Origin of the sequence: Acetobacter okinawensis JCM 25146 (assembly GCF_000613865.1) — a bacterium.
Lineage (GTDB): Bacteria > Pseudomonadota > Alphaproteobacteria > Acetobacterales > Acetobacteraceae > Acetobacter > Acetobacter okinawensis.
Genome location: NZ_BAJU01000007.1, coordinates 20733 through 42639 on the forward strand (window position 1 = coordinate 20733; position 21907 = coordinate 42639).

At 55.9% G+C, this 21907-nt stretch carries 18 protein-coding genes, 1 tRNA gene, 4 pseudogenes and 1 riboswitch; of the genes and pseudogenes, 10 read left to right on the forward strand and 13 right to left on the reverse strand.

Annotation, left to right across the window (positions count from 1 at the left end; genetic code table 11):
* Window positions 1-6: 6 nt before the first annotated feature.
* The 3 genes from JCM25146_RS17385 to JCM25146_RS05140 all read right to left on the reverse strand — a co-directional run bounded on the left by JCM25146_RS17385 (window position 7) and on the right by JCM25146_RS05140 (window position 2630).
* Entirely contained in the window at window positions 7-1122 is a 1116-nt protein-coding gene (locus JCM25146_RS17385) for a hypothetical protein (RefSeq protein WP_148298980.1), read from the reverse strand.
* 143 nt (window positions 1123-1265) lie between these two features.
* Window positions 1266-2315, reverse strand: a complete 1050-nt coding sequence (mdtN, locus tag JCM25146_RS05135) for a multidrug transporter subunit MdtN (protein WP_025826357.1) — start codon at window positions 2313-2315, stop codon at window positions 1266-1268.
* Between the two features lie 3 nt (window positions 2316-2318).
* Window positions 2319-2630 carry a YtcA family lipoprotein gene (locus tag JCM25146_RS05140; RefSeq protein ID WP_242400941.1) on the reverse strand — a complete coding sequence of 104 codons (312 nt, stop codon included), beginning with the start codon at window positions 2628-2630 and terminating at the stop codon, window positions 2319-2321.
* A 100-nt stretch (window positions 2631-2730) separates the two neighbouring features.
* Here JCM25146_RS05140 and JCM25146_RS24825 point away from each other — a divergent pair.
* Together JCM25146_RS24825 and JCM25146_RS22825 are read left to right on the forward strand one after the other, a co-directional pair.
* A pseudogene (locus tag JCM25146_RS24825) lies at window positions 2731-3174 on the forward strand (HIT family protein); the annotation flags it as partial.
* Window positions 3175-3189: 15 nt separating this feature from the next.
* Window positions 3190-3548 (forward strand): annotated as a pseudogene (locus tag JCM25146_RS22825) (ArsC family reductase).
* A gap of 57 nt (window positions 3549-3605) precedes the next feature.
* Here the strand turns inward: JCM25146_RS22825 and bfr are convergent.
* From bfr to JCM25146_RS05160, 3 genes are all read right to left on the reverse strand, one after another.
* Complete coding sequence (bfr, locus tag JCM25146_RS05150) at window positions 3606-4091, reverse strand: bacterioferritin (RefSeq protein ID WP_025826363.1); 486 nt, start codon at window positions 4089-4091, stop codon at window positions 3606-3608.
* A 166-nt stretch (window positions 4092-4257) separates the two neighbouring features.
* Entirely contained in the window at window positions 4258-5265 is a 1008-nt protein-coding gene (locus tag JCM25146_RS05155; protein WP_025826365.1) for an Lnb N-terminal periplasmic domain-containing protein, read from the reverse strand.
* Window positions 5262-7223: an esterase/lipase family protein gene (locus JCM25146_RS05160; RefSeq protein ID WP_051544042.1), complete on the reverse strand. Its 1962-nt coding sequence runs from the start codon at window positions 7221-7223 to the stop codon at window positions 5262-5264. The genes JCM25146_RS05155 and JCM25146_RS05160 overlap by 4 nt, the downstream gene beginning before the upstream one ends.
* Window positions 7224-7254: 31 nt before the next feature.
* Between JCM25146_RS05160 and JCM25146_RS05165 the strand changes: the two genes are divergently transcribed.
* The 3 genes from JCM25146_RS05165 (at window position 7255) to JCM25146_RS05175 (ending at window position 9543) form a co-directional block, all read left to right on the forward strand.
* Window positions 7255-7911, forward strand: coding sequence for a histidine phosphatase family protein (locus tag JCM25146_RS05165; protein ID WP_025826369.1), 657 nt, complete (start codon window positions 7255-7257; stop codon window positions 7909-7911).
* Window positions 7912-7959: 48 nt separating this feature from the next.
* Window positions 7960-8169, forward strand: a riboswitch (cobalamin riboswitch).
* Window positions 8170-8206: 37 nt separating this feature from the next.
* Window positions 8207-8650, forward strand: a complete 444-nt coding sequence (locus tag JCM25146_RS05170) for a hypothetical protein (RefSeq protein ID WP_081774761.1) — start codon at window positions 8207-8209, stop codon at window positions 8648-8650.
* Entirely contained in the window at window positions 8647-9543 is an 897-nt protein-coding gene (locus JCM25146_RS05175) for an NAD(P)-dependent oxidoreductase (RefSeq protein ID WP_025826373.1), read from the forward strand. Before JCM25146_RS05170 ends, JCM25146_RS05175 begins: the two co-directional genes overlap by 4 nt.
* Before the next feature lie 18 nt (window positions 9544-9561).
* Here the strand turns inward: JCM25146_RS05175 and JCM25146_RS05180 are convergent, their stop codons facing one another.
* The 3 genes from JCM25146_RS05180 to JCM25146_RS05190 all read right to left on the reverse strand — a co-directional run bounded on the left by JCM25146_RS05180 (window position 9562) and on the right by JCM25146_RS05190 (window position 13467).
* Window positions 9562-10188 carry a LysE family translocator gene (locus JCM25146_RS05180; protein WP_025826375.1) on the reverse strand — a complete coding sequence of 209 codons (627 nt, stop codon included), beginning with the start codon at window positions 10186-10188 and terminating at the stop codon, window positions 9562-9564.
* Between the two features lie 155 nt (window positions 10189-10343).
* Window positions 10344-12509, reverse strand: a complete 2166-nt coding sequence (locus tag JCM25146_RS05185) for a TonB-dependent siderophore receptor (protein ID WP_081774762.1) — start codon at window positions 12507-12509, stop codon at window positions 10344-10346.
* 148 nt (window positions 12510-12657) lie between these two features.
* Entirely contained in the window at window positions 12658-13467 is an 810-nt protein-coding gene (locus tag JCM25146_RS05190; protein WP_025826379.1) for a helix-turn-helix transcriptional regulator, read from the reverse strand.
* An 85-nt stretch (window positions 13468-13552) separates the two neighbouring features.
* On the opposite strand from JCM25146_RS05190, the gene JCM25146_RS05195 reads away from it, so the two are divergent.
* The 5 genes and pseudogenes from JCM25146_RS05195 (at window position 13553) to JCM25146_RS17400 (ending at window position 17624) form a co-directional block, all read left to right on the forward strand.
* Complete coding sequence (locus tag JCM25146_RS05195; RefSeq protein ID WP_242400942.1) at window positions 13553-14326, forward strand: class I SAM-dependent methyltransferase; 774 nt, start codon at window positions 13553-13555, stop codon at window positions 14324-14326.
* 120 nt (window positions 14327-14446) lie between these two features.
* Window positions 14447-15091, forward strand: a complete 645-nt coding sequence (locus JCM25146_RS05200; protein ID WP_025826383.1) for a LysE family translocator — start codon at window positions 14447-14449, stop codon at window positions 15089-15091.
* A gap of 51 nt (window positions 15092-15142) precedes the next feature.
* Complete coding sequence (locus JCM25146_RS17395) at window positions 15143-15874, forward strand: IclR family transcriptional regulator (RefSeq protein ID WP_035372025.1); 732 nt, start codon at window positions 15143-15145, stop codon at window positions 15872-15874.
* An 88-nt stretch (window positions 15875-15962) separates the two neighbouring features.
* A complete protein-coding gene (locus JCM25146_RS05220) occupies window positions 15963-16361 on the forward strand; it encodes a GlcG/HbpS family heme-binding protein (RefSeq protein WP_025826387.1) in 399 nt (132 codons plus the stop codon).
* Window positions 16362-16390: 29 nt separating this feature from the next.
* Window positions 16391-17624 (forward strand): annotated as a pseudogene (locus JCM25146_RS17400) (MFS transporter).
* Between the two features lie 418 nt (window positions 17625-18042).
* Here the strand turns inward: JCM25146_RS17400 and JCM25146_RS05230 are convergent.
* The 4 genes and pseudogenes from JCM25146_RS05230 to JCM25146_RS05245 all read right to left on the reverse strand — a co-directional run bounded on the left by JCM25146_RS05230 (window position 18043) and on the right by JCM25146_RS05245 (window position 21893).
* A tRNA-Glu gene (locus tag JCM25146_RS05230) sits at window positions 18043-18118 on the reverse strand.
* 149 nt (window positions 18119-18267) lie between these two features.
* Window positions 18268-18698: pseudogene (locus JCM25146_RS17405) on the reverse strand (DUF1489 family protein).
* 44 nt (window positions 18699-18742) lie between these two features.
* Window positions 18743-19897 (reverse strand): radical SAM family heme chaperone HemW, encoded by a 1155-nt coding sequence (gene hemW, locus JCM25146_RS05240; RefSeq protein ID WP_025826389.1) that lies wholly within the window; start codon window positions 19895-19897, stop codon window positions 18743-18745.
* Between the two features lie 4 nt (window positions 19898-19901).
* Complete coding sequence (locus tag JCM25146_RS05245; RefSeq protein ID WP_025826391.1) at window positions 19902-21893, reverse strand: potassium transporter Kup; 1992 nt, start codon at window positions 21891-21893, stop codon at window positions 19902-19904.
* Window positions 21894-21907: the final 14 nt, after the last annotated feature.

A 21907-nucleotide genomic window follows, 5' to 3' on the forward strand; every position in this document is an offset into this window, starting at 1 on the left:
CAAAAATCAGCAGTAGAAAAGCAGCAATATTGTAAAGATGTGGCAGGATGAAAATAATGGAGCAATGCCAATGCTGCCCCCTACCAGTGCACCGCTAATACGCAGCCGGAGCTTTGTTGTCATTTCTCCCACGGTGGGTAGGGCGACAATAAAGCAGGTGATAATGCAGGTGTGTATGCCCGGCCAGAAAAGAATGGTGAAAATAAAATAGCTGATCAACACCGCTGCCGTGCCCTTGACGGCAAAGCGGACATGTTCGGGGTTGCTGAACGCATCGGGCACAAAAAATCCCGATTTTGCTTCGGGCGTGCGGGTGTTTTGTGCGGCGGGTTCAGCCGGGATGGTAAAGACGTGGAGCAGGGCCGCAAGTTCGGCCAGAGCCGGTGTGCTGGGGGAAGCATGCAGGAGAGGCACATCCTGCGTGTAGCCGTTATGCGAGAAAATTTCTGCCATGTTGCGCAGGGTTTGCGGAAAATCCTGCCCTTCTGGTGGTATCTCCCCATGACGGAAGGCTGTGTGGGTCAGTGCAAGGGCTGCGGCACTGGAGTAGGCGGCCTGCTCCAGATGGGCCAGATGGTCCTTGCTTAGGATTTTTTCCAGCCGGGCCATTTTCAGCAGTTTGAGCATGCCGCTGGTGCCGGCGCGTAATGTCGTGCGGGCGTAGTCGAGCTGGTAGCGGTCAGGCTGTTCGAGCAAGGTGGCGCACAGACGCAGGCGCGCTGCAACCTCGCGCATCAGAAGTGTGGCAGGCGAGGGGCAGATGAGTGGGCCACATACGATCATGACCGCGCCGGGCACCAGAATGAACAGATCGGCGTACAGCAGAGCGCGGGTTGCTAACTCACCAATGGGAGCCTGATCTGCAACGATCAGCGCAAACACAACAATCAACCCCAAAAGATAGGAGATAGGCTTGAGCTTGCTGGCCGAAGCCAGAAAAAAGAATGCGAAGGACAGCAGCATAATAGCTACGACCAGAGTAAACGGGTGGTCCAGCGTGAGGTGAATCAGCACAAAAAGAAGGGACAGAATAAGGACGATCAGCACATTGACTGCAACACCTGCCAGCAGGTTGGTCGTGCGGTCCTTTTGCCAGAGCGCCATTGTGCACAGGGCGGGCACGGCCAGATCGGGGGATCTGCCATATCTCCCCTATCAGCACCACTATGGTACATGCCGCAGCCATCCGCAGGCTGTGGCCACCCCGCCCCGGCAAAGGGGCGCGGATCAGCCACCATAACCGTGCCAGAGTGCTATCGCCTGTGTCAGTCGCAGGCAGCGCCATGGCGTATTTCCACTGTGGCCGTGGCCCCGAGCCGCAGCAGTTGCGGGTTGGCATGCTCCAGCCTGATCCGGACAGGAAAGCGCTGGGCAACATGGACCCAGTCCATCTCCCGCGGGACAATGGGGAGCGTGCGGCTCAACCCTGCAGAATCGGCAGAAAAAACACCCCAGCCAATACTTTCCACATGGCCGCGTATGGGGGTGTCCCGGTTGATCATGGAGTAAACCGTGGCACAGTCACCCGGATGAATGGCGTGTAGCGTGCCTTCGCGCATATTGGCGGTTACAAACCATGCGTCATCGGCAATCAGGGTGAACAGGACCTGTGACGGCATCAGCACCTCCCCCGGTATGACTCGCAGACTGGTGACATAGCCGTCTGCCGGGGCCGTAACCGTGGTCTGGCGCAGCGCGTAGCGTGCCTGCGCCAGTGTGGCCTCAGCCACCTGCCGCGCTGCAATGGAGCTGTTAAGGTCGCCTACCGCAACCTGAGCGGCATTTGCCTGTAGGTGGCTCTGGTCCAGTGTTATGCCCGAATCATGTAGGGCAACCTGCGCCTGATCGTACTGCTGCCATGGAATGTAGGATTTGCTGGCAAGTGGGCGCAGGCGCTCCACAGTGCGTGCGGCAAGCTCCTGGTTGGTCTTGGCACGTAATGCCTGATTTTTGGCAATGTCAGCATTGGCCGCTTCCACCGCAACCAGACGCTGCTGCTGTTCTACCCCTGCCTGAGTGAGTGCCAGTCCGGCTATGGCCTGCTGGACGGCCAGATTATACGGCTCCGGGTCGAGTTGGTACAGCAGATCCCCTTTTTTGACCGACTGGTTGACGTGGACATGCAGGGTTTGCAACCGCCCGCCAACAGTGGAGGCAATATGCACGACTTCTGCATCCACCGTGCCAGTATCGGACGAGGGGTAGGATTCGTCTTTCCCCATGACATAAATGCCAAGGGCGGACGCGGCAGCAATACAGACAATGGCAATGGTCATGCCAAGGGGGCTGCGTGTGGAGAGGGGTATTTTTTTCATGCGTTACGGCCCAAAAGCCAAAAGCCAGAACAGCAGTGCCGTTATGGTGCCAAGCGAGACATAGGTGAACAGACGCAGGCGGAGCATGGCGTCAATGTCTGTGGCAAGGAAGAGCACGCGCAACCCCACGGCCACAACAATGCCAATAACGCCGCATAACATCCAACTGGGGAAGTACGCCCCGGCGATTGGAAAAGAGGGAGCGCCCGCAACCTTGCAACCTGCCAGTGGCAGAAACACAACAGGTATGGCGCGCAGGAAAGGACGGTAGCGCATGGTCGGGGCATTAGGACGTGATCGCGCTTTTACTGTCAAGAAAATGCAGCCAGTATTGGTATTTATGGAACAGTTTTTGAGAACAAAGCTCCATTGTTAAGGTTATACTAACTTATTTTGTGAAGGGACAGATCAAGTCATGGCAGACAATGTCATACAACAGCGCGTTGAGCTGGCGCGCAGGGGGGCATTTCCCAAGGTTATCGGTCGTATGGCATCTGGCTGGCTGGTCATGGCGGATACACAGCCCGTGCCGGGATACTGCATTTTGCTGGCAGATCCGGTCGTGCCCAGCGTAAATGACCTGCACGGCCAGCAACGGCTGGATTACCTGCAAGATATTGTGCGGGTGGGGGATGCGTTGCTCAAAGCAACAGGGGCTGCCCGCATTAATTATGAGACATGGTGCAATCAGGCACCATCGCTGCATACCCATATTGTTCCACGGTATACAACCGAACGTGCGGACAAGCGTCTGTCCCCGCTTTGCGTGGCTTATGATATTGCGCAGGCACGGGCGTTTGATGCATGTGTGGATGCTGAGTTCATGCAAAAAATGCGTGTTATTCTGGGTATTTCACCAGTGGAGGATCAAGACGTGCCGACCTGCCTGACCTTATATGGCATTAAAAACTGCGATACCGTGCGCAAGGCCCGTAACTGGCTGGAAGAGCATGATGTTGCGTATGTCTTCCACGATTACAAACTGGCTGGTGTTACCACGCAGAGGCTGGAAGAGTGGGCAGCACAGGTGGGGTGGGAAAAACTTCTGAACAAAGCCGGTACGACGTTCAGGAAACTGCCAGATGCGGATAAAACCGACCTGACGGAAAAACGGGCCATAGCCTTATGCTCGCCCAGCCAACGCTGATAAAGCGACCGGTGCTGAATACACCGCAAGGTCTGCTGGTGGGTTTTAAACCCGACCTTTACGCTGCAGCCTTGGGCAAAAACTAGGCTATTCAGGCCGACCTGCCGCCACGCCCGGATAAGGGCATAGCGGCAGGGAGCATGTTATTCCTGCTCGGGAGCGGAGGCAGAGTTGAGCTGGATGTAACGCTCAACGCCAATCTGCTTGATCAGGTCGAACTGACGGTCAATGAAGTCTTCATGTTCTTCTTCATTGGAGAGGATCTTGAGCAGCAGGTCGCGGGACACAAAGTCACGCACGCTCTCGCAATAGGCAATGCCTTCGCGCAGGTCGCTCATGGCCTTTTCTTCCAGCTTCATGTCGCATTCAAGGATTTCCTTGACGTCCTGACCGATCAGAATCGTGTTCAGGCGCTGCACGTTGGGCAGGCCACCCAGATACAGAATGCGTTCGATCAGCCAGTCGGCGTGACGCATTTCCTCAATGGATTCTTCGTATTCTTTTTTGCCCAGCAGGGTCACGCCCCAGTGGCGCAGGGTGCGGGCATGCAGAAAATACTGGTTGATGGCGGTCAGCTCGTTGGTGAGCTGGATGTTCAGGTGTTCAATAACCTTGGGGTCTTTAACCATGGGGCTTACTCGCAATAACAGGAATGACTGGAAGGGATACTACTATAGAGTTTGGTCCTTCGCAAACAAAAAAATGTGAAAAATCAAATGCTTTTGAATAAATAATTATCACTTGCAACATCCGTTCTTTCAGTTGCGAGTGATATGCATGTATTCAGCATTATTTTTATTTATTCGCAAGTGCGAGTGGTAGGTGTTCGCGTATTTCATTAGAGTAATTCGCATCTGGTGTGGCATTTTCTGGTCGTATGATCCGGCTGAGCCTGCGCAGCGTTGCAAAGTCATACTCTGTGTTCAGTAACCCCAGATCATAGGCGAGGGAGGCTGTGTAACCGCTCAGCAAAACACGCCAGTCCAGTCTGTAGCGGGTGCGGGCGTTGGCACGGGCCAGAATTTCGGTTGTGCAGTTGTCCATGAGCGTATTGTACCAGCGCGGTTGTATGGTGAGCTGGTGGATCTGTGCCAGGTAGTTTTTAAAAACTGCTTCACGCGTCTGGGCAGACAGGTCCAGACGGTAAAGATAGACCCGCTCCTTGCGAATATCGGTGCGCACGCCAATCAGGTCCCGTTCGTCTGCTGTGACGTATGTCAGTTCGTAATGGTGGAAAAAACCGGCAATGGTGGAATAGGAAAATTTTTTCTGGCGTCGCGTTTCAATGGATACGGCAAGATGTCTGCCATCATCAAACCCGAAAGACAAAAACACATGGGCAATGCTGTCTCCCCCCCAGTAGGATGTAATCAGGTCAATGCTTGCTAGGTGGTCGAGATTAAAATCGGCATTGTAGTAATGCGGTGTGTAGTCGGTTTCGGTTCTGTAGGTAAAATCGCGGATGTTACGGACATGCACCATGCGGCCGTCCTGTATGGCGTCTGCCAGAATGGCGTATTCGCCCGCCCACTCGCGGTTGTTGCTCGGGTGGTCCGTGTAAAGCCAGATGGCAAAGCATGCGCACAGGCCACACAATGCGCCAAATCGGTGCAGTGTGTGGCGGATGCGCAGGGTGGCTGCGCACAACAGGGCGCACAGGCCGACCGCCCCAAGGCGCAGGGCGTCTGGTTCAAGCGTGGAATAGTAGAGAGCCGCACAGGCATAAAATGCAAAAAGACAGGTCACAACACAAAGTAAGAGTTTGTTGCGACGTTGGGTTCTGGCGTGTTGTGAGGTGGTCATGGAGCGGGTTTTGCCCATGATGTGGGGAGTGTGTAATCCCCACCAATACGGGTAATGTTGGTGTGGTTCATGTCCCCCTTCATGGGCGTGTCGGGTAGGGTTCCGGCCAGTTGTTGCAGCAGAATGCGGCGGACTTCGGCTATGGTTATCGGGTTGGCCTGTGTGGAATGCCCCGAGTTGCGCACAATCAGTTCGCTTTGCACTCTTGGGTCATGTGCGCTGGTGTAAGCAACAACACCATCATCCGCCGTGCTGAGTGGCCCATCGCCCAATACGGGAATAATGGAGTGGCTTTGCACCTGTGGGGCTACAGGAATGGAGGCTAGAGCCTGTATGAACGTACTGCGGGGCGACATGCCATAAACGCTGCCAAGGCGGCTGGGGCTCATGTCCACCTTAAGAGCCCCCGCATTGCCCTGAAGGATCTGCTGGGTCACTTCCGTAATCGCTGCGGGAAAGGTGACCATGCGCCCGATCAGATGGGCGATGGAAAAATCGGCCAGATAACTGCCATGCTGTGGTGTGGAAATAAAAACAACACTTTTGACGTCGGGCATGGGAGTGGGAAAAAGGGCCTGCTCCAGTAACTGCCTTACATTGGCAGACAGGGTCAGGCTGGATAAGGGACGTGGGGTCAGTTCGTTCCACAGTGCATCATGCGGGTCAATGGCCAGCATTTTTGCCAAAAGTCCCCCCTGACTGTGGCCGATCAGGGTGATCTGGCCCAGCGCAGGGTCTGCCTGTGTGCCCCCGAGGTCGCGGATGGTGCGGTTTAATGCATCGCGGAGTTGCAGGGCGGAATAGGGGATGGGGTTGCCCGTTGCATAGGAGAAAAACCAGAATTCAAAATGGGCGCGTATTTCCGGGTCTTCCAGCAGGTCATTGACCATATCCGCCCAGCGTCCGGGGCTGGAGGCCGTGCCATGAATCAGAACCACAGGCATATGGCCATACTGGTGGGGCTCCATGGCAATAAGCTGGGCACGTTTATTGAAGATGTTTCCGTCCAGAAAACCCTTGTATTCAACTGACCAGTCTACGGCATTGTTCAGGCTGATCGCGCGTGATGCCGTCTGGTCATATTGCAGGGGAATAACCCCCTCTGTTGTGGGCAGGGCAGTCGTTTGGTCAATGGTGGCCAGTGTCAGGCGCGCATGGATGTGGTCGGTAAAAATCTGCTGGCGTGGGTTGGGTATTTCCATAAATAAATTAACGGGAATACGTAGCTTGTCGGTAATGGAAAAGGAAATCTGGCTATTGGCTGGGGGCTGCGGTACCGCTGCGAGAGGTTCGCCCAGCCCGGCCCTGCGGTAAATATTCTTGATCCCACGGACCGACAGACGCGCCGTGGGGCGGAAGTCGGTTAGGGTGTACCCATACCACTGTTTCTGTTCAGGTGTGGTGGACAGGTCCAGTGTGGCAAAGGGGAGCGTCCAGCGCTGTGGTGTTATGTCCACGGGGTTGCCCATGGCTTCGGTCAGGCCAAACATGTACAGGTCGCATGCTTGGCGAAAATGCACGTCATATGGGTTGGGTTTTGCGTCGTCCGGCCCGGTGGGGTTAAGGTAGGCATAGGCGTACAGGGCCGTGGCCATATAGGCAGCGCGGTCGGAGTTCTGGCGGGCAAGCAGGTAATTCAGCTCTGCAAGGGCAAATAACTGGTCCTGTAGGTCTGGTGTGTAAAACTGGGCCTGTGTGCTTGCCCGTAATGTGGCAATCGCCTGTGCTGGTTTCTTTTTCCATAACGGCAGCAGGTTCTGGCGTTCCAGCACAATGCGTGTGGTGTTGCTGAGTGTGCGCCCGCTCAGCGTGCTCTGGCTGCGCTCCTTGTAGCTGTCCGTCAGGCTCAGGCGTTGCACCGTAACGGGGGCAGCACAGCCTGAAACGGCCAGACACAGGACAACACACGAAAAACGTGAGCGCAGCGTGCGAGAGAGCGTGGAGGTGGGGGCGGGCATCCGAGTCTCGATTTTAAATCGCGGTCAAATAATGATTGATGGTGTAGGGTGTCCGCGCCATGCTGGCAAATCCTGTGCGGCCATGGGCATGTCCTATGGGTGCGGGCCAATGGGGGAGATGTCTGGGTTGAGGTTGCTTTGCTGTGCATCTGCGTTGCCTCTGGCTGTCAGCCGGGGCGAACTGCCCGGAGGGGCAGACGTGCTGGCAACCGGTTTTGACCTGCAAAAAGCGGCGGCTTACCTGCCAGCGACCAGCCGCTTAACACTCCATTATGCCCCCGATGTTGCGGCCCCCGATGTGGACGGGCCTTTTCTGTGCTCGCAAAATGCTCTGCGTGACAGGGATTATGGCCTGTGGGCAGGGCGGAATTTGCGGGATGTAGGGCCGGAGGAGCAGTTATCCTTTTTGTCCGATGTGGCGTTTGCTCCACCGGGGGGCGAGAGCTTTGCCGCCAGCTACCAAAGAATGGCCCACTGGCTGGATGTTTTGGAGCAGACGGTGCCAGCCGCTTTGGTGCTGGCGCGGCCAGCGTGCGTGCGTAACCTGATCCTGCGCGTGCTGTATCCGGGAGAAAACCCGGTGAGCATGGCCCATGCTGCCCGTGTGGATGTCTTGTCCAATAGTTACAGTCTGCTGAGCTGCCACGCAGGCCGGTGGCGCGTGGCTATGCTGTCAGCCCCGATGTAAAGGCGCTCCCCTTTTTTGCTCGCGGTGCTCTGGGCTTGCCGCTATAGGTTTAAGCTGTCGGTCAAAGGTTCCGTGCAAACGGATGAAAAGGGAACACCGTAAGCTCTGCTCAGGAGCAAGTCGGAGACTGTGCCCGCAACTGTAGGCAGTAGCCTGCCACCCGTTGCCCCATAAGGGGCAGCCACTGGTGCATGCCGGGAAGGCAGGGTGGAGTGCGCATCTGCAAGTCAGGAGACCTGCCTTTGTCTTGCAAGCCATGCCACCGGGCGGGACGGACCGGGGGCGGGGATGTGTGATGTCACGGTATTTTCTGCCGGGTTCCAACCCGTATTCTTTTGCATGTTTTTCCACGGCGGGAGCGGGAGTGCACCCTGTCCTGCATCGTCTGCTCAGTCTGGCACCCAAACGAACAGAACTGCTAGCCTTTGTTGGGGAGAATGCTCCTGTCGCGGAGGAAGAGGCTCTGCGATATGCCGGGGGGCAGATGCTGGAAGTTTTTGCGCAGAACCTGCCACGTTCTTACGGAGAGAAAGGGCAGAGGCTGGAAGACCTGTTCCGTATGATGCTCGAGCATGCGCTTGATTTGGCCCACAAGGCCCGCTTTATGCACGAACAGGGTCCGCAGCAGACGGACACCACCCGGCAGGCCCTGATTATGGCCTATGTGGCCGCGCAACATGTGATTGGTGCGCAGTGCAGAGCCATGGATTTGTATAACAGCAAAGGAACATGCTCATGAAAATCGGATTTATCGGTCTTGGGGCAATGGGCCACCCTATGGCAAAGCGTCTTCTCAAGGCGGGGCATGCTCTTGTTGTCTATAATCGCACAGCCGCAAAAGCTGATGACCTGGTCGCGCAAGGTGCGGTTGTGGGCGCAACACCCGCTGCGGTCGCCCACGACGTTGATATTGTTTTTTCAATGCTGTTGGATGATGCCGCTACTCAGGATGCAACATTCGGCCAAAACGGGATAGCCGCAGGGTTGTCACCCCATGCTGTGCACGTCTGTTGCAGCACAATTTCTCTCGCTCAGGCACGCCGGTTAAGAGATGGCCATGCCGAGCGTGGGCAAACCTATGTTAGCGCCAGTGTTCTGGGGCGTCCTCCCGCAGCGGAGGCGGGAGAGTTATTTGTCATGGCCGCAGGGCAGGCTGATGTGCTGGGCCGGCTGGAACCAGTGCTCCAGTGCTTTGGCCCAAAGATTTTTCGGGTGGGTGATGACTCGGTGCAGGCTAATCTTGTAAAACTGTCTTTGAATTTCATGATCTATTCGACCATAGAGCAAATGGCAGAGGTATTTGCCCTGAATGAAAAAGCCGGAACAGACCCACATACAATTTTTGAGATCATGACCGGGAGCTTCTACAATGCACCGGTTCACAAGAACTATGGCAAGCTGATGGTTGATCAGGAGTATGACCATCCCGGAGCGCCCGTTACACTCGGGCTGAAGGATGTCGGCATGTTCATGAGCGCGGGAGGGGATTATGGTGTGCCACTCCCTTACGCATCTGTCGTGCGTGACCGTTTACTGAGCGCTATCAGTGCGGGTGATGCGGAGCGAGATTTTGTTGTTATACAGGAACGCGTCCGGCAGGAGAGTGGCTTAAAGCAGGACAGCAAAAAATAGGCCAAGACTCTCCAGCCGTTAGGGTATTCTGGATGTGGCCAGCTTTAACCCGAAAGCAATAAATACAAAACCGGTCATACGGTCGAGGATTTGAACAGCCTTGGGCTGGCGCAAAAGGCGGCTCAAGGATGCTGTTGCGGTAATCAGCACTGCAAACCAGATGAGTGTGATGACCACATGCAGGCAGGCCAGAAAAAAGCTGTATCGCGCGACTGATGCTCCGGCAGGCACGAACTGCGGCAGAAACGTAATATAAAAAACTCCCATTTTGGGATTGAGAAGATCAGTCAGGAAGCCACGCAAAAAAGCACTCGAACCTCTGGAGGAGGGCGAACAGCTTTCGGTCTGTAAGGTCGTTCTGGGCTTAAAAAGGAGTTTGCCTCCAAGCCAGATAAGGTAGAGTGCTCCAGCAAATTTAAGCACAGTATAGGCTAACGCAGAAGCACGTAATAACGTGCCCAACCCGAACGATACAGCCGCGCCCCAGATCAGGCACCCCAGCGCAATACCGGATGCTGCCAGCATGGCAGGGCGTTGCCCGTCAACTGTTGCTGTGCGCAGCACCAAAGCAGTGTCTACACCCGGTGTGATCGTCAGAACAAACGCTGCCAGCGTAAAGGCGAGGAGTAGGGGGATATCAATCATCGCACGATCTTAACACATCAATCATGCGCAGGCATGGGGCACACCCAAAGTTGCTCAACAAAGGGGCATGAAATCCTGCATACCATAACTCGCGGATGTGCCGCAGGCAGCCCAGAGCAGATGGTGTCCGCCCCGGTAGCCAATGCGTATGTAGTTTACCAGCGATAGGCCAAAGTCACGAACATGGCGCGCCCCGGCGCCCATGCGCATGCGACATTGCGGGTGCAGACCGCAACATATCGGCGGTCCGTTATGTTGGTTCCGTTAAGCTGGATAGATGTGCGTCTGTAATCAACATGCGCAACAATATCCCATACCAACTGGCTGGGAACGGCAAATGTCTCCGGTAGAGAGCCAGCCGTGTTGCCCGTGTAACGTAAACCGACCCCCGCACCGAAGATAAGGTCATGCAGGATATGGATGTCCCGTTTAAGGAAGAGCGAGGCCATGTGGGATGGCACGGCAACAGGCCGCTGATTGATTTGCGAGGTGGTTGTGGATTTTGTTATTCTGGGGTCCTGATAGGTAAAAGAAGCCAGAAAATCTATTTTCCCCGGCAGGCGACCCATACCTTCGAACTCAAAGCCTTTGGTCCGTTGTTCACCTGCCTGAATATCATAAGTTGAATCCGCTGGGTCCGGGGTGAGGATATTGGTTTCAACCAGATCAAAAAAATCGGCTGTCAGCATCAGGTGTTCGCCCCACGGCGTACCCGGCAATGGCTTGTATTTTAACCCGGCTTCAATCTGCTTCCCACGGGTTGGCAGAAAAGGGGTATTCAGGCGTGTGGTGCCAACCTGAGGCTGGAATGATGTTGAATACGCCACATATGGTGCGAACCCCAAAGGTGCTGTGTAAAGCAGACCTGCGCGGCCGGTAAACGCATTGTTTTTTTGTGGTGTCTGCAAACCGGTGAGGTTGTTTACAGTCAGGCTCTGGGTAAAATCCCCTCGTCCTGAAAGCGTTAAATGGAAATTATGCCAGTCAGCCTGTTCCTGCGCGTAAAGTCCGGTCTGGCTTTCTGTCTCGTTTGTATTGGTTGTGGTGCCATATGATGGCCATGTAATGGCGCGGTACACCGGATTATAAAGATCCAGCGAGGGCGCATTACCCTGCCCACGACGGTTTGCCAGAAAATCACTGCGGAAATCAACGCCCACAAGCAGTTCATGCTTGACGGGACCAGTTGTAAGTTTGAGGTCGGAGCGCGTATCAAGCGTGACATTGTTGTAATTGGCAGATTGGCGGAGTGCCTGACGCGTAATGGTGCGCTGGTCGCTGGAAAGCGCTTTGGTTGTTACAAAGCGGTAGTCCAAGTCCAAATGGGCATAACGCATATTTTGGGTAATGCTCCAGTTGGGCAGAATACGGCGTGTCAGGCTATAGCCAATGGCAGCCTGCCGTTTGGAATACACGTCATAATTGGCATCGCTGGATAAGAAGTCGCGTGCGATGCGTCCATATTTTGTTGCGGTAATTGTGCCCGCAGCAGGCAGGAACTGTGCTGTAGAGCCCGCATCCAACTGCTCAAAACTGGCGAGTATGGTAAAATCAGTTTTGTCGTCCGGCTTCCATCTTAGGGATGGAGCCACGTAAATCTCATTGTTTTTGATGTTGTTTGCATAGGTGTTTGATTTGCGGATCAGACCATTAAAACGCCATAACAGTGTTTTGGAGGGGTTGACCGCGCCACCAATATCGGCCGCCCCCTGAACCCGGCTGTAGGACCCTGTTTGAAAATTGATCTCGTTTTTTTGTCCTGCATTCGGGCGTTTGCTCACCGCGTTAATAATGCCGCCAAGTTGCCCTGACCCATAAAGGGCGGATGTTGCGCCGCGGAGCACGTCCATTTCCTCCAGCCCCCATGGTTCGATACTGAAAGACTGGGAGGATGTTGCATCCGGCGTGCGCGTGCCATCCAGATAGATGTCGGGCGAAAACCCCCGGATCGTACCAAAATACCCTCTGGGATCGTCCTTGGACCCGTAGTCAGAAACACCAGCCGCATAGCGCACGGCTTCCGAAACACTGCGCGAGTTCAGGATTGCCATCCGTTCCTGAGTAATCACGGTAATGTTCTGGGGTGTCTGCTCGATGGGTGTATCTGTTTTGGTGGCGGAAAACCCGTTACGCGCCAGCAGGCCGTGCCGTAATGCCGAGACGTCGATTGTTTCGTCTTTGCTGGTTTTGTCCTGGGGGACGGGCTGTTTGACTTTGGTGGGTTTATCCTGCGGAGCCTGCGGTGTTGTTGCAAAGGCATGTGTTGCCAGAAGCAGCAAAAACGAAGACGCAAGTAAAACTGTGCGGACGGAGTGCTGCATGAACGTAGAGTGCTCATCATAAATGTTGATGGCCTCCAATAGTGCATTTGATAATCATTATCAATATAATCCTGCGCGTTGGCGGCGGGCATCCCCTATAATGTCATCGTGCCTGTGGCTTATTGGCACCACGTCTTGCCATCTGACCCTATGTTTGCAAATTCCGGAAATGGACGGGCGATAAACCCATCAGGTTTGTAAATGCTTTTGCAAATGCACTCAGCGATGCGTAACCGACATTGGCCGCGACATCAGTAACCCGATGGCCTTCAGCCAGCAGGCCTGCCGCGCGGAAGAGGCGCGCCTGCGTAATCCAGTCCTGCCATGTCATTCCTGTTTCTTCCTGAAAATGACGGCGGAAACTCCGTTCTGACATGCCAGCCTGTTGCAGCGCTCCAGTCAGGTTTGCAAGGCCGAGGTTGGCAAGGGCCGCATCCATGGCGCGCACCAAAGACGGGTGGGTTGCCCGTGGTAACGTAAAAAGTCGGTTAGTTTTCGCCTGCATCTGCTCCACACAGAGCAGGCCAAGAGTGTGGAAAAAACTCTGGGCAATGGGGGACTGCTCGGCTGCCCCAGCTTGCCAGCGCAGAGTATGGAGCAACATCTCCTGTAGCATGGTCGTTATGGGGAATATCTGCACATGCTCTGTCTGGACATGTGGAAAACAGGCCGGGTCAAAATAAACGGAAACACCATCCAGATCACAGATCATGGTTCGGTGCCGTGTTTGTGCTGGAATCCAGATAGCGTGAGCCGTGGGCAGAAGGTGATGACCATCCGGGCCTTCAACCTGTGTTGTTCCACGTCTTGCGTAAGTAATCTGGTGGCACGGGTGGGCGTGCCAGTCGTAAAATATGGCGCAAGACGGATTGCGGAAGGCAAAACCGGGCTTTGCTGAAGTGTCCAGTCTGTTCGCGACAAGAACGCTGTGTGTTTCCGTGGCTGTCAGAGTTTTCATTGGCCGATATCCGGTTGTTTATGGCCGGATAGCGTTAGACGGCCAATTGCCCATACCTTACCTTGAACCAACAAGGAAAGGAATCATGATGTCTGTTGCTCGTACATCTCACGATGCTCGGATTGTTGCGCAGTTCACACGTTGGGCAAAACCGTTTGCTGAACTGGCTATTCACGCAGAGGCAGACAGCTTGGCGCAGACGCTCGCCGCCTGTGCTGTGTGCTCCGACATGCCCGTGCTGGATGTTGCCTGCGGCCCCGGGATTGTCGCCTGTGAACTGGCGCGTGCCGGAGCACAGGTTACAGCTCTTGACCTGACACCCGCCATGATTGAGCAGGCCCGCCAACGTGCGAACAATATGGGTGTGACAGTTGCATATCATATTGGCTCTGCGCTGCATTTACCGTTTCAGGCCGAGAGTTTTGACCGGGTGGTGACACGCTACAGCTTGCACCACATGCTGGAGCCCCAGAAAGTTTTGGCGGAAATGGTGCGTGTTTGCCGTCCCGGTGGCCGGATTATTGTCATTGACGCCACTCCAGCTCCGGAATGCCAGAAAAACTATGACCGGGCGGAAACACTCCGGGATCCTTCGCATACCAGTGCCCTGACACTGGATCAGTTACTGTCGTTGGGTGCTGAAGCAGGGCTGTCTCCGGTTATGATGCGCCAGTATCGCCTTGAGTCCCGTTTGCACGATCAGGTCGCGCCGGAGGATTGGAGTGCTCTGCAGGCACTGTTTGCAGAGGATATTGCAGGCGGTGAGGATCGTCTGGGCATGGGAGCGTGGGAGAGTGCGGACGGGATCCGCTTTTATTTCCCCATTTCAATCGTGGCATGGAGCAAAGTTGTCCGGTAGCCTGTGAGTCAGTGTTTTTTGTGTTGCCTGTTCTTTTTTGGCGCAATCGTGTTTCCGCGCAGGTTGTGTTTGCCTGCATTGTGGAGTGTATTGCCCGATGTTGCAGAGCAGGATTAAAGCATGCCGGATATGTTGTTACCCATACTGACCTTTGCCGCCGCATGGGGCGTTCTGGTGCTGACACCAGGGACCGAAACGGCGCTTGTTATCCGTCTGGGCATGAATGTCGGGCGTTCTGCGGCACTGGGGGCGGCACTGGGTACGGGCACTGGGCTTGCTCTTTGGGGCGTAGGCACTGCGTTTGGGGTCAGTGCGCTGGTTGCGGCCTCCCCCACGCTGTATCTGACGTTGCAATGGGCAGGGGCCATTTATCTGGCTTTTTTGGGTATCAGACTGCTTAGACCCTCTACCGGGGCCAATGATCAGGCTCAGGCAGATGTGCAGGCCCGCTGGGTTGCGGGCATGGGTACGGGGTACCAGCGTGGTCTGCTCACAACGTGCCTGAACCCGCTGGTGGGTGTCTTTGACCTGACGGCCTTTGCGCAGTTCATTCCAGCAGGTGTTGAGCGGGTCAGCTACTCTCTGCTGCTTGCCGGGGTGCAGGTGGTTATGGCTGTCGTGTGGTACGCGGTGCTGGCCTGTCTGGCATTTTCGCTCGGTCGTGTTCTGTCCAGCCCCAAAGTGGTGCGCGCGCTGGATATGCTGACGGGTGTGGTTTTTCTCTATTTTGCGTTCAGGCTGGTCCTGAGTGGCCTTCCCGCCTGACGCGTCGGGGCGCTGTGGCTTAAAGGTTCAGCCATGATGGATTGAGAGGCGATGCGCAAAACACCCAAGCTTATTCAGTCCATAGAGCGTTCTGCCGCTATTTTGGAAATTATTGCCCAGCAGGGTGGGGGCGCGCGCTTGCAGCAGATTGCCAGTATTTCTGGTATTGGCAAAACAACAGTGCACAATATTTTGCAAACTCTGGACCATCTGGGCTACGTGCAGCGCCGCGCGGGGGACATGCGCTACCATTTGGGAGGGCGCATCCTCAATATCGCGCGGATTGCAGGGGATGACAACATGCTGCGTGCCCGCCTGCGCCCGGTGCTGGAGAGTATCGCGCGTAAAAGTGGTGCTACGGCGTGGTTGGCCGTGCCCAGCGGGGATCAGGCAACTTATCTGGATATTGTGGACCCCAAGGGGTTTTGTGCAGGGCTGCCCGCCATGCCGCAGCGTGAAAACCTGGAAGGGTCTGCTGTGGGCTGGGTCTTTCTGGCCTGTGTGCCGGGCTTGGGCAAGCGGGTTCTGGCAACGCGCGCCAATGCGCTGGATGATGATGTGCTGAGCCGAATAGAAGATGTCCGCATCAAAGGATATGCGCTGGATCTGGAGGCATACAGGCCGGGTTTGAATGGCGTTGCCATTCCATGGCGTGACAATGGAGAGGTCCGGGCCAGTCTGTGCCTGACAGGCCCGCCAGACAGCTTCCCCCGCCACCGCCTGATCCGGCTTGCATGGATGATGATGCGTGCTGTAGAGCCGCAAAATATTCAGCAATATTGAACAAATGGGGTTTACGTTATTTTGAACGTTCCTTTCCCCACCTGTGTGATTAACTACGGGCCTTTACGTACACAGGGATGTTCTCACCATGCAAGATACTGCTGTTACGACTATGCTGGACGCTGCTCATGCCGAGGCGCAGCGGCTTGGTGTTAAGGTCTGTATTTCAATCGTTGATGCTGCCGCTTGGCCTGTTGCCTTCCTGCGTATGGAGGGTACCATTCTGGGGGCAATTGATGTTGCCAACAAAAAAGCCCGTACGGCTGCACTGTTTCAGATGGATAGTGCCGATTTTGCCAAAATCGGTCACCCCGATGGTGGGGCTTACACGCTGGAAAACACCAATGGCGGGATGACCAGTTTTGGTGGTGGTCTGGTGCTTAGGGCGGCAGATGGCACGCTGCTGGGAGCGATTGGCGTGTCTGGTGCAAGCACGGAAGATGACATCGCCATAGCCCGTGTTGGTGCAGCCACCCTTTTGGCCTGACAGGATTTTTTGGGTAGAGAAAACACTACATGACAACACAGACCATACCCCCATCGGGTGGCCCGGCCCCAATGGCCTCACCCGCAGGCAGGGGGGCTGCATTGCTTGTGCTGACATTTGGCGCTTTTGTTGTTGGTACAGGTGAGTTTGCCATTATGGGCATGCTGCCGGAGTTTGCCGCATCGCTTCACCTGTCCACGGCAGATGCGGGGCATGCCATTACGGCTTACGCGCTCGGGGTCGTGGTAGGGGCTCCCCTGATTACCATTTTAGGAGCCCGCCTTTCGCGACGGGAACTGCTACTTGTGCTGCTGCTTCTGTTTGGATTTGGCAATCTGCTCAGTGTTGCCATGCCCACACCCGGACTGGTGGAAGTCGCGCGTTTTATGACCGGGCTGCCGCATGGTGCTATTTTTGGCGTATCGGCTTTGGTCGCAGCGTCCATGGTAGAGCGGACCCGCAGAGGGTGGGCTGTGGGGCGCGTTTTATCGGGTATTGCCATCTCTACTTTGGTGGGCGCGCCATTTTCCACTTTTGCGGCCAATCATTTTGGCTGGCGTGTGGCTTATCTGATTATTGCGCTGTTCGGGTTTTTAACCTTTGTGGGTGTGTGGCGCTTTATCCCGGCTGATGCACCAAACCGCACCAACTCTCCGCTCAGGGAGGTTACGGCATTGTGCAATGCACAGGTGTTGCTCACATTGTTGAGTGCTGCCATTGGGTTTGGTGGCATGTTTGCAATCTACACTTACCTGACAAGTGTTTTGCAAAATGTAACCCATGTTCCCGAGTGGCAGGTCATGCTGTACATGGTGGTCTGGGGTGTGGGTATGCTGGCAGGTGCCAATATCGGGGCATGGTTGGTGGACCGTAATATCAATCTGGCTGCCATTTTTGCTCTGGCTGGGAGTGCGCTGGCCATGCTGGTTTTTGCCGGGGTTTTACATAACAGCGTAGCTGATGCTCGATGTGTTCCTGATCCCGGCCTGCGTCAACGCTCTGGGGCCAGCTTTGCAAACACGGTTGATGGATTTTGCAGGGGATGCGCAAACCCTTGCGGCCTCCCTTAACCATTCAGCATTCAATATTGCCAATGCGCTGGGGGCATCGTTAGGCAGTGTTTTGCTGGGGCAACAGTTTGGTTATGGCGCACTGGGCATTGGTGGTGCTTTGCTATCCATTGGTGGGCTGCTGGTTTATCTGCTGGCGCTGTTCATTCTCAAAAAAAGTGGCGTAGCAGAAGAACGCCAGCCCATAATATAATAGGGCGACTGACAGCACACCGCTTGTGAGTGAAAAATAGCAGGGCGGTGTGCATCAAGGTTATGCAAGATGGATGCTATCGTGCAGATGTATATATGGTGGCTGCGAGCGTTCGTTATGCACGACGTCTTGCCGGAGTTATCCTGTTAGCTGCTCGCGTTTTTCACTGACAAGTTTTGTAACAACATTGATGTGTTCAGAATTTATCAGGATTAAGAATTATGTTTGCGGCTTGAAAAAATGAATCACAATGACTTCATTAAAACGCTGCCAAAGATTTGCCTGTGCGAGATGCCGTGCGTCTGCACAACGGCAAACTACGCCAGAGTGTTATGATCTTCTGTTACAAAAGAAGATGACAACATTCAGCGCGTTGCTAAAAATCTGATATTTTTTGGATATGTAACGCCAAAAATGATGGTATCCCGTACGGGATTCGAACCCGTGTTGCCGCCGTGAAAGGGCAGTGTCCTAGGCCTCTAGACGAACGGGACAGAGGCGTTGTTGAGGCGTTATTTAGTGGGGAAACCGGGGGGCGTCAAGCGACTAAATTGCATTTGTGCATTTTTTTTCAAACGCGGTTTTAGCTTGGTGCGGCTGAGGCTTAAGGCATGGGTCGCAAGGCATGTATGGAGCGTGCGTGTTACAGGCCGAGCAGGGCCAGTTCCTTTTGCAGGGCAGGGGGCAGGCTGTTGTGCCCTAAAGTGGTGCTCAGGTCAGGTGGGGCGTCGGCCGGGCGCAGGTATCGCCAACCCTGAAAAGGACGCAGGCGCGTGCTTCCACCCGGATGATTGTGGGGTCTAGAAAAAACAGGGTGCCATCTGTGCCATCAGCCCGGACCTCGGGCAGAATGTCTAGCAGACGCTGGCGGCACAAAATGAGCCCGGCAATAACCCGGTACAGTGACCCCCCTTGCAGCACGGTTTCCGCCTGTTTGGGAAAAGTGCGTGTGCGCACAACAGGCAGCATGGTGCCACTGGTCGGGTGCGCGCGCTGGTTGATGGGCAGGTGCTGGCGCTCCACCAGTTCTTCCAGGGAGGATACGCCAACAACAAGTTTGATCAGGTTCATCATGTCAGTCACGTGGGGTTGGCAGGTTGTGGCGACAACACTTTTGCTTAGAGCACAAGAGCCGCCAGAAGAGCCTCCAGCCGCAACCGTCCTTCTGGCGTTGCACGCAATGTCTGTGCGCTCAGGTTCAGGTAGCCTTCCTGTAGGGCCTGAGCCAGCACACTCTGGTCCACCGCATCTTCCAGCCTTATGCCTGTGCGGGCATAAAAGCGGGACAGGTTAATGCCCTCATACACCCGCAGGCCCATAAGCAGCATTTCCTGCGCACGGTCGTGTGGGGTTAGCTCTTCTTCCTGTGTCTGGCCGGTGCCTGTGCGCTCTACCCGCTCGGCCCATGGTTCGGGCGCGCGGTGGCGGCGGGTGGCTACAAGCGCATTGCCAAAGCTCAGGCGGCCATGCGCACCCGGCCCAATGCCCAGATAATCGGCATAGCGCCAGTAGGTCAGGTTATGCTGGCTCTCGCTACCGGGCCGCGCGTAGTTGGAGACTTCGTACGCGGCCATGCCATGGGCCTGAGTTAAGTCCGCCGTGGCTTCGTACAGGGTGGCGGCGGTGTCATCATCTGGCAGGGTAAAGGCACCTTTACGGTACAGGGACTCAAACCGTGTGCCGGGCTCGATTGTCAGCTGATAAAGCGAGAGGTGATCATCTGCCAGTTGCAGAGCTGTTGTCAGTTCCTCCCGCCATGCGACAAGGCTTTGTTCTGGTCGGGCGTAGATCAGGTCAAAGGTCAGGCGGGGGAACAGACCGCGCGCAGTCTCCAGTGCCGCACGGGCCTGTGCTGCCGAATGCTCGCGACCCAGAAAAGCCAGTGCGCGGTCATCCAGCGCCTGAATGCCAAGGGAGACACGGTTTACACCCGCCTGACGGAACTGGTGCAGGCGCCCGGCCTCCACACTGGTCGGGTTGGCTTCCAGTGTGATTTCCAGCTCCGGGGCCGCATCAAACAGGGTTCTGGCGTCTTCTATCAGGGCGGCCACGGTTTCTGGCGCCATAAGGGACGGCGTGCCGCCGCCAAAAAAGATGGATGTCAGCTTGCGTCGGCCCAGACGTGCAGCGTCATGAGCCAACTCGGCCCGGAGTGCTTTTGCAAACCGGGCCTGTGGAATGGTGTCCCGCACATGGGAGTTAAAGTCGCAGTACGGGCACTTGGCCAGACAGAACGGCCAGTGGATATACAGGGCAAGTGGTTCGTTCTGCACGCGCTCAGATGGCGACCTTCACGCCCAGTTCCACCGTGCGGTCTGGCGGAATACGGAAGAATTCCATGCTGGAGGTCGAGTTCCGCAGCATGAACAAGAAGATGGACATACGCCACCGCGACATACGCGGCACCGAGGACCGTGTGACCAGCTCGCGCGATGTGAAGTACGAGGCCTGAAGGGCATCAAAGTCCACACCGTTGGCCTTGAGCTCTTCCAGCGCGCGGGGGATGTTGGGCATTTCCATAAAGCCGTAGCGCAGGATAACGCGGTACACATCGGGGGCCAGCTCTTCCACCGTTACGCGGTGGCCACGCTCGGCCTCGGGCTGGTCTAGGTTCTGTACGGTTACAAACAGCACATGGTCATGCAGGATCTTGTTGTGGCGCATGTTGTGCAAAAGGCAGGGGGGTACAAAGTCGGGCGTGCTGGTCATGAACACCGCCATGCCCGGTACGCGGATGATGGTGCGCGACTGGGGCAGGCGGGCGATAAAGGAGCCCATGGGCAGGCTGTCCTGCCGCTGGCGGGCAATAATAAGGCCGCGCCCCTTCTTCCACGTTGTCATCATCAGGGTCAGCACGCAGCCAAGCATGACGGGGACCCAGCCGCCGTCGGGGATTTTGAGCGCATTGGCAGTAAAGAACGTGCCATCAAGCAGCAAAAAGCCCCCAAAGACCACGCCCACCTTCCATGCGGGCCAGTTGAAGTGCTTGCGAAAGACCGCAATGGCTAGCACGGAGGTGCAGATGAATGTGCCTGTTACGGCAATACCGTAAGCGGAGGCCAGAGCATCCGAACTGCGGAAGGCGACAACCAGCAGCACGGCCCCCACGGCCAGAAAACGGTTGAAGTCTGGCAGGTAGATCTGCCCTTCTTCCTCCGCATTGGTGTGGGTAATGCGCAGACGCGGCATGTAGCCAAGCTGGATAAGCTGGCGGCATAGGGAGAACCCGCCGGAAATCCCGGCCTGACTGGCAATAACCGTGGCCAGCGTGGACAGGATGACCATAGGCCCCTGCATCCAGTGCGGGCAGAGCAGGAAGAACGGGTTGGCCAGCGCCTTGGGGTCGGCAATGACCAGTGCCGCCTGCCCAAAGTAGTTCAGCACCAGCATGGGCAGCACAAAAAACAGCCATGCGTAGCGGATGGGGGCCCGGCCAAAATGCCCCATATCGGCATAGAGCGCTTCCGCCCCGGTGACGCACAGCACAACTGCCCCAAGTGCAAGAAAAGAGAGTTTGCCGTGATAAAACACAAACTCCAGCGCATAGGTGGGCGAGAGCGCGAGCAGAATATGGGGGTGATGCAGGATCTGGATAACCCCGAGCACACCCAGCGTGCCAAACCAGAGCAGCATGATCGGGCCAAATATGGTGCCCACACGGCCCGTACCCACCCACTGCACGCTAAACAGGCTGATAATCACCAGTATGGCTACTGGAATGACCACCTCATGTGCCGCGGGAATACTGACTTCCACCCCCTCGATAGCCGAGAGCACGGAGATGGCGGGGGTAATAATACCATCTCCAAAAAACAGACAGGTCCCTATAATACCGACCATACCAAGTACCAGCCGCGTTCGCGCACTGGTGGTCACCCGCTGGGCAAGGGACATAATGGCCAGAATGCCGCCCTCGCCATTATGGTCCGCCCGCATGATGAGCAGCACATATTTGATGGTCACGATCAGAATCAGGGTCCAGAAGATAAGGCTGGCAACCCCCATGATCTCCCACGGTGCAGCAGAATGGTGGTCGGAGATAACCTCCACCGTGGAGCGGAAGGCGTAAAGCGGGCTTGTGCCAATGTCTCCGTACACAACGCCGAGCACGCTCAGGAGCGCAGCAAAGCCTACGGGGGCCAGAGCGTGTTGCGGCTGATCGGCGTCGAACTCGGCAATACGCCGTGGTTCTGCTGCTACGGGCGTCTGGTGCGTCTCACCCAGGGTGGGGGCGGAACCTGTGGGCGGTGTACTGTCGGCGTCGGTCATGGCATTTCTGGCTC

Bases quoted from the DNA above. Each gene is read 5' to 3' on its own strand.
- mdtN (WP_025826357.1), bottom strand. From the start codon at position 2,315: ATGAAAAAAATACCCCTCTCCACACGCAGCCCCCTTGGCATGACCATT.
- bfr (WP_025826363.1), bottom strand. From the start codon at position 4,091: ATGGTTAAAGACCCCAAGGTTATTGAACACCTGAACATCCAGCTCACC.
- JCM25146_RS05155 (WP_025826365.1), bottom strand. From the start codon at position 5,265: ATGACCACCTCACAACACGCCAGAACCCAACGTCGCAACAAACTCTTA.
- JCM25146_RS05160 (WP_051544042.1), bottom strand. From the start codon at position 7,223: ATGCCCGCCCCCACCTCCACGCTCTCTCGCACGCTGCGCTCACGTTTT.
- JCM25146_RS05165 (WP_025826369.1), top strand. From the start codon at position 7,255: ATGATTGATGGTGTAGGGTGTCCGCGCCATGCTGGCAAATCCTGTGCG.
- JCM25146_RS05170 (WP_081774761.1), top strand. From the start codon at position 8,207: ATGTCACGGTATTTTCTGCCGGGTTCCAACCCGTATTCTTTTGCATGT.
- JCM25146_RS05175 (WP_025826373.1), top strand. From the start codon at position 8,647: ATGAAAATCGGATTTATCGGTCTTGGGGCAATGGGCCACCCTATGGCA.
- JCM25146_RS05180 (WP_025826375.1), bottom strand. From the start codon at position 10,188: ATGATTGATATCCCCCTACTCCTCGCCTTTACGCTGGCAGCGTTTGTT.
- JCM25146_RS05185 (WP_081774762.1), bottom strand. From the start codon at position 12,509: ATGCAGCACTCCGTCCGCACAGTTTTACTTGCGTCTTCGTTTTTGCTG.
- JCM25146_RS05190 (WP_025826379.1), bottom strand. From the start codon at position 13,467: ATGAAAACTCTGACAGCCACGGAAACACACAGCGTTCTTGTCGCGAAC.
- JCM25146_RS05195 (WP_242400942.1), top strand. From the start codon at position 13,553: ATGATGTCTGTTGCTCGTACATCTCACGATGCTCGGATTGTTGCGCAG.
- JCM25146_RS05200 (WP_025826383.1), top strand. From the start codon at position 14,447: ATGCCGGATATGTTGTTACCCATACTGACCTTTGCCGCCGCATGGGGC.
- JCM25146_RS17395 (WP_035372025.1), top strand. From the start codon at position 15,143: ATGCGCAAAACACCCAAGCTTATTCAGTCCATAGAGCGTTCTGCCGCT.
- JCM25146_RS05220 (WP_025826387.1), top strand. From the start codon at position 15,963: ATGCAAGATACTGCTGTTACGACTATGCTGGACGCTGCTCATGCCGAG.
- JCM25146_RS05245 (WP_025826391.1), bottom strand. From the start codon at position 21,893: ATGACCGACGCCGACAGTACACCGCCCACAGGTTCCGCCCCCACCCTG.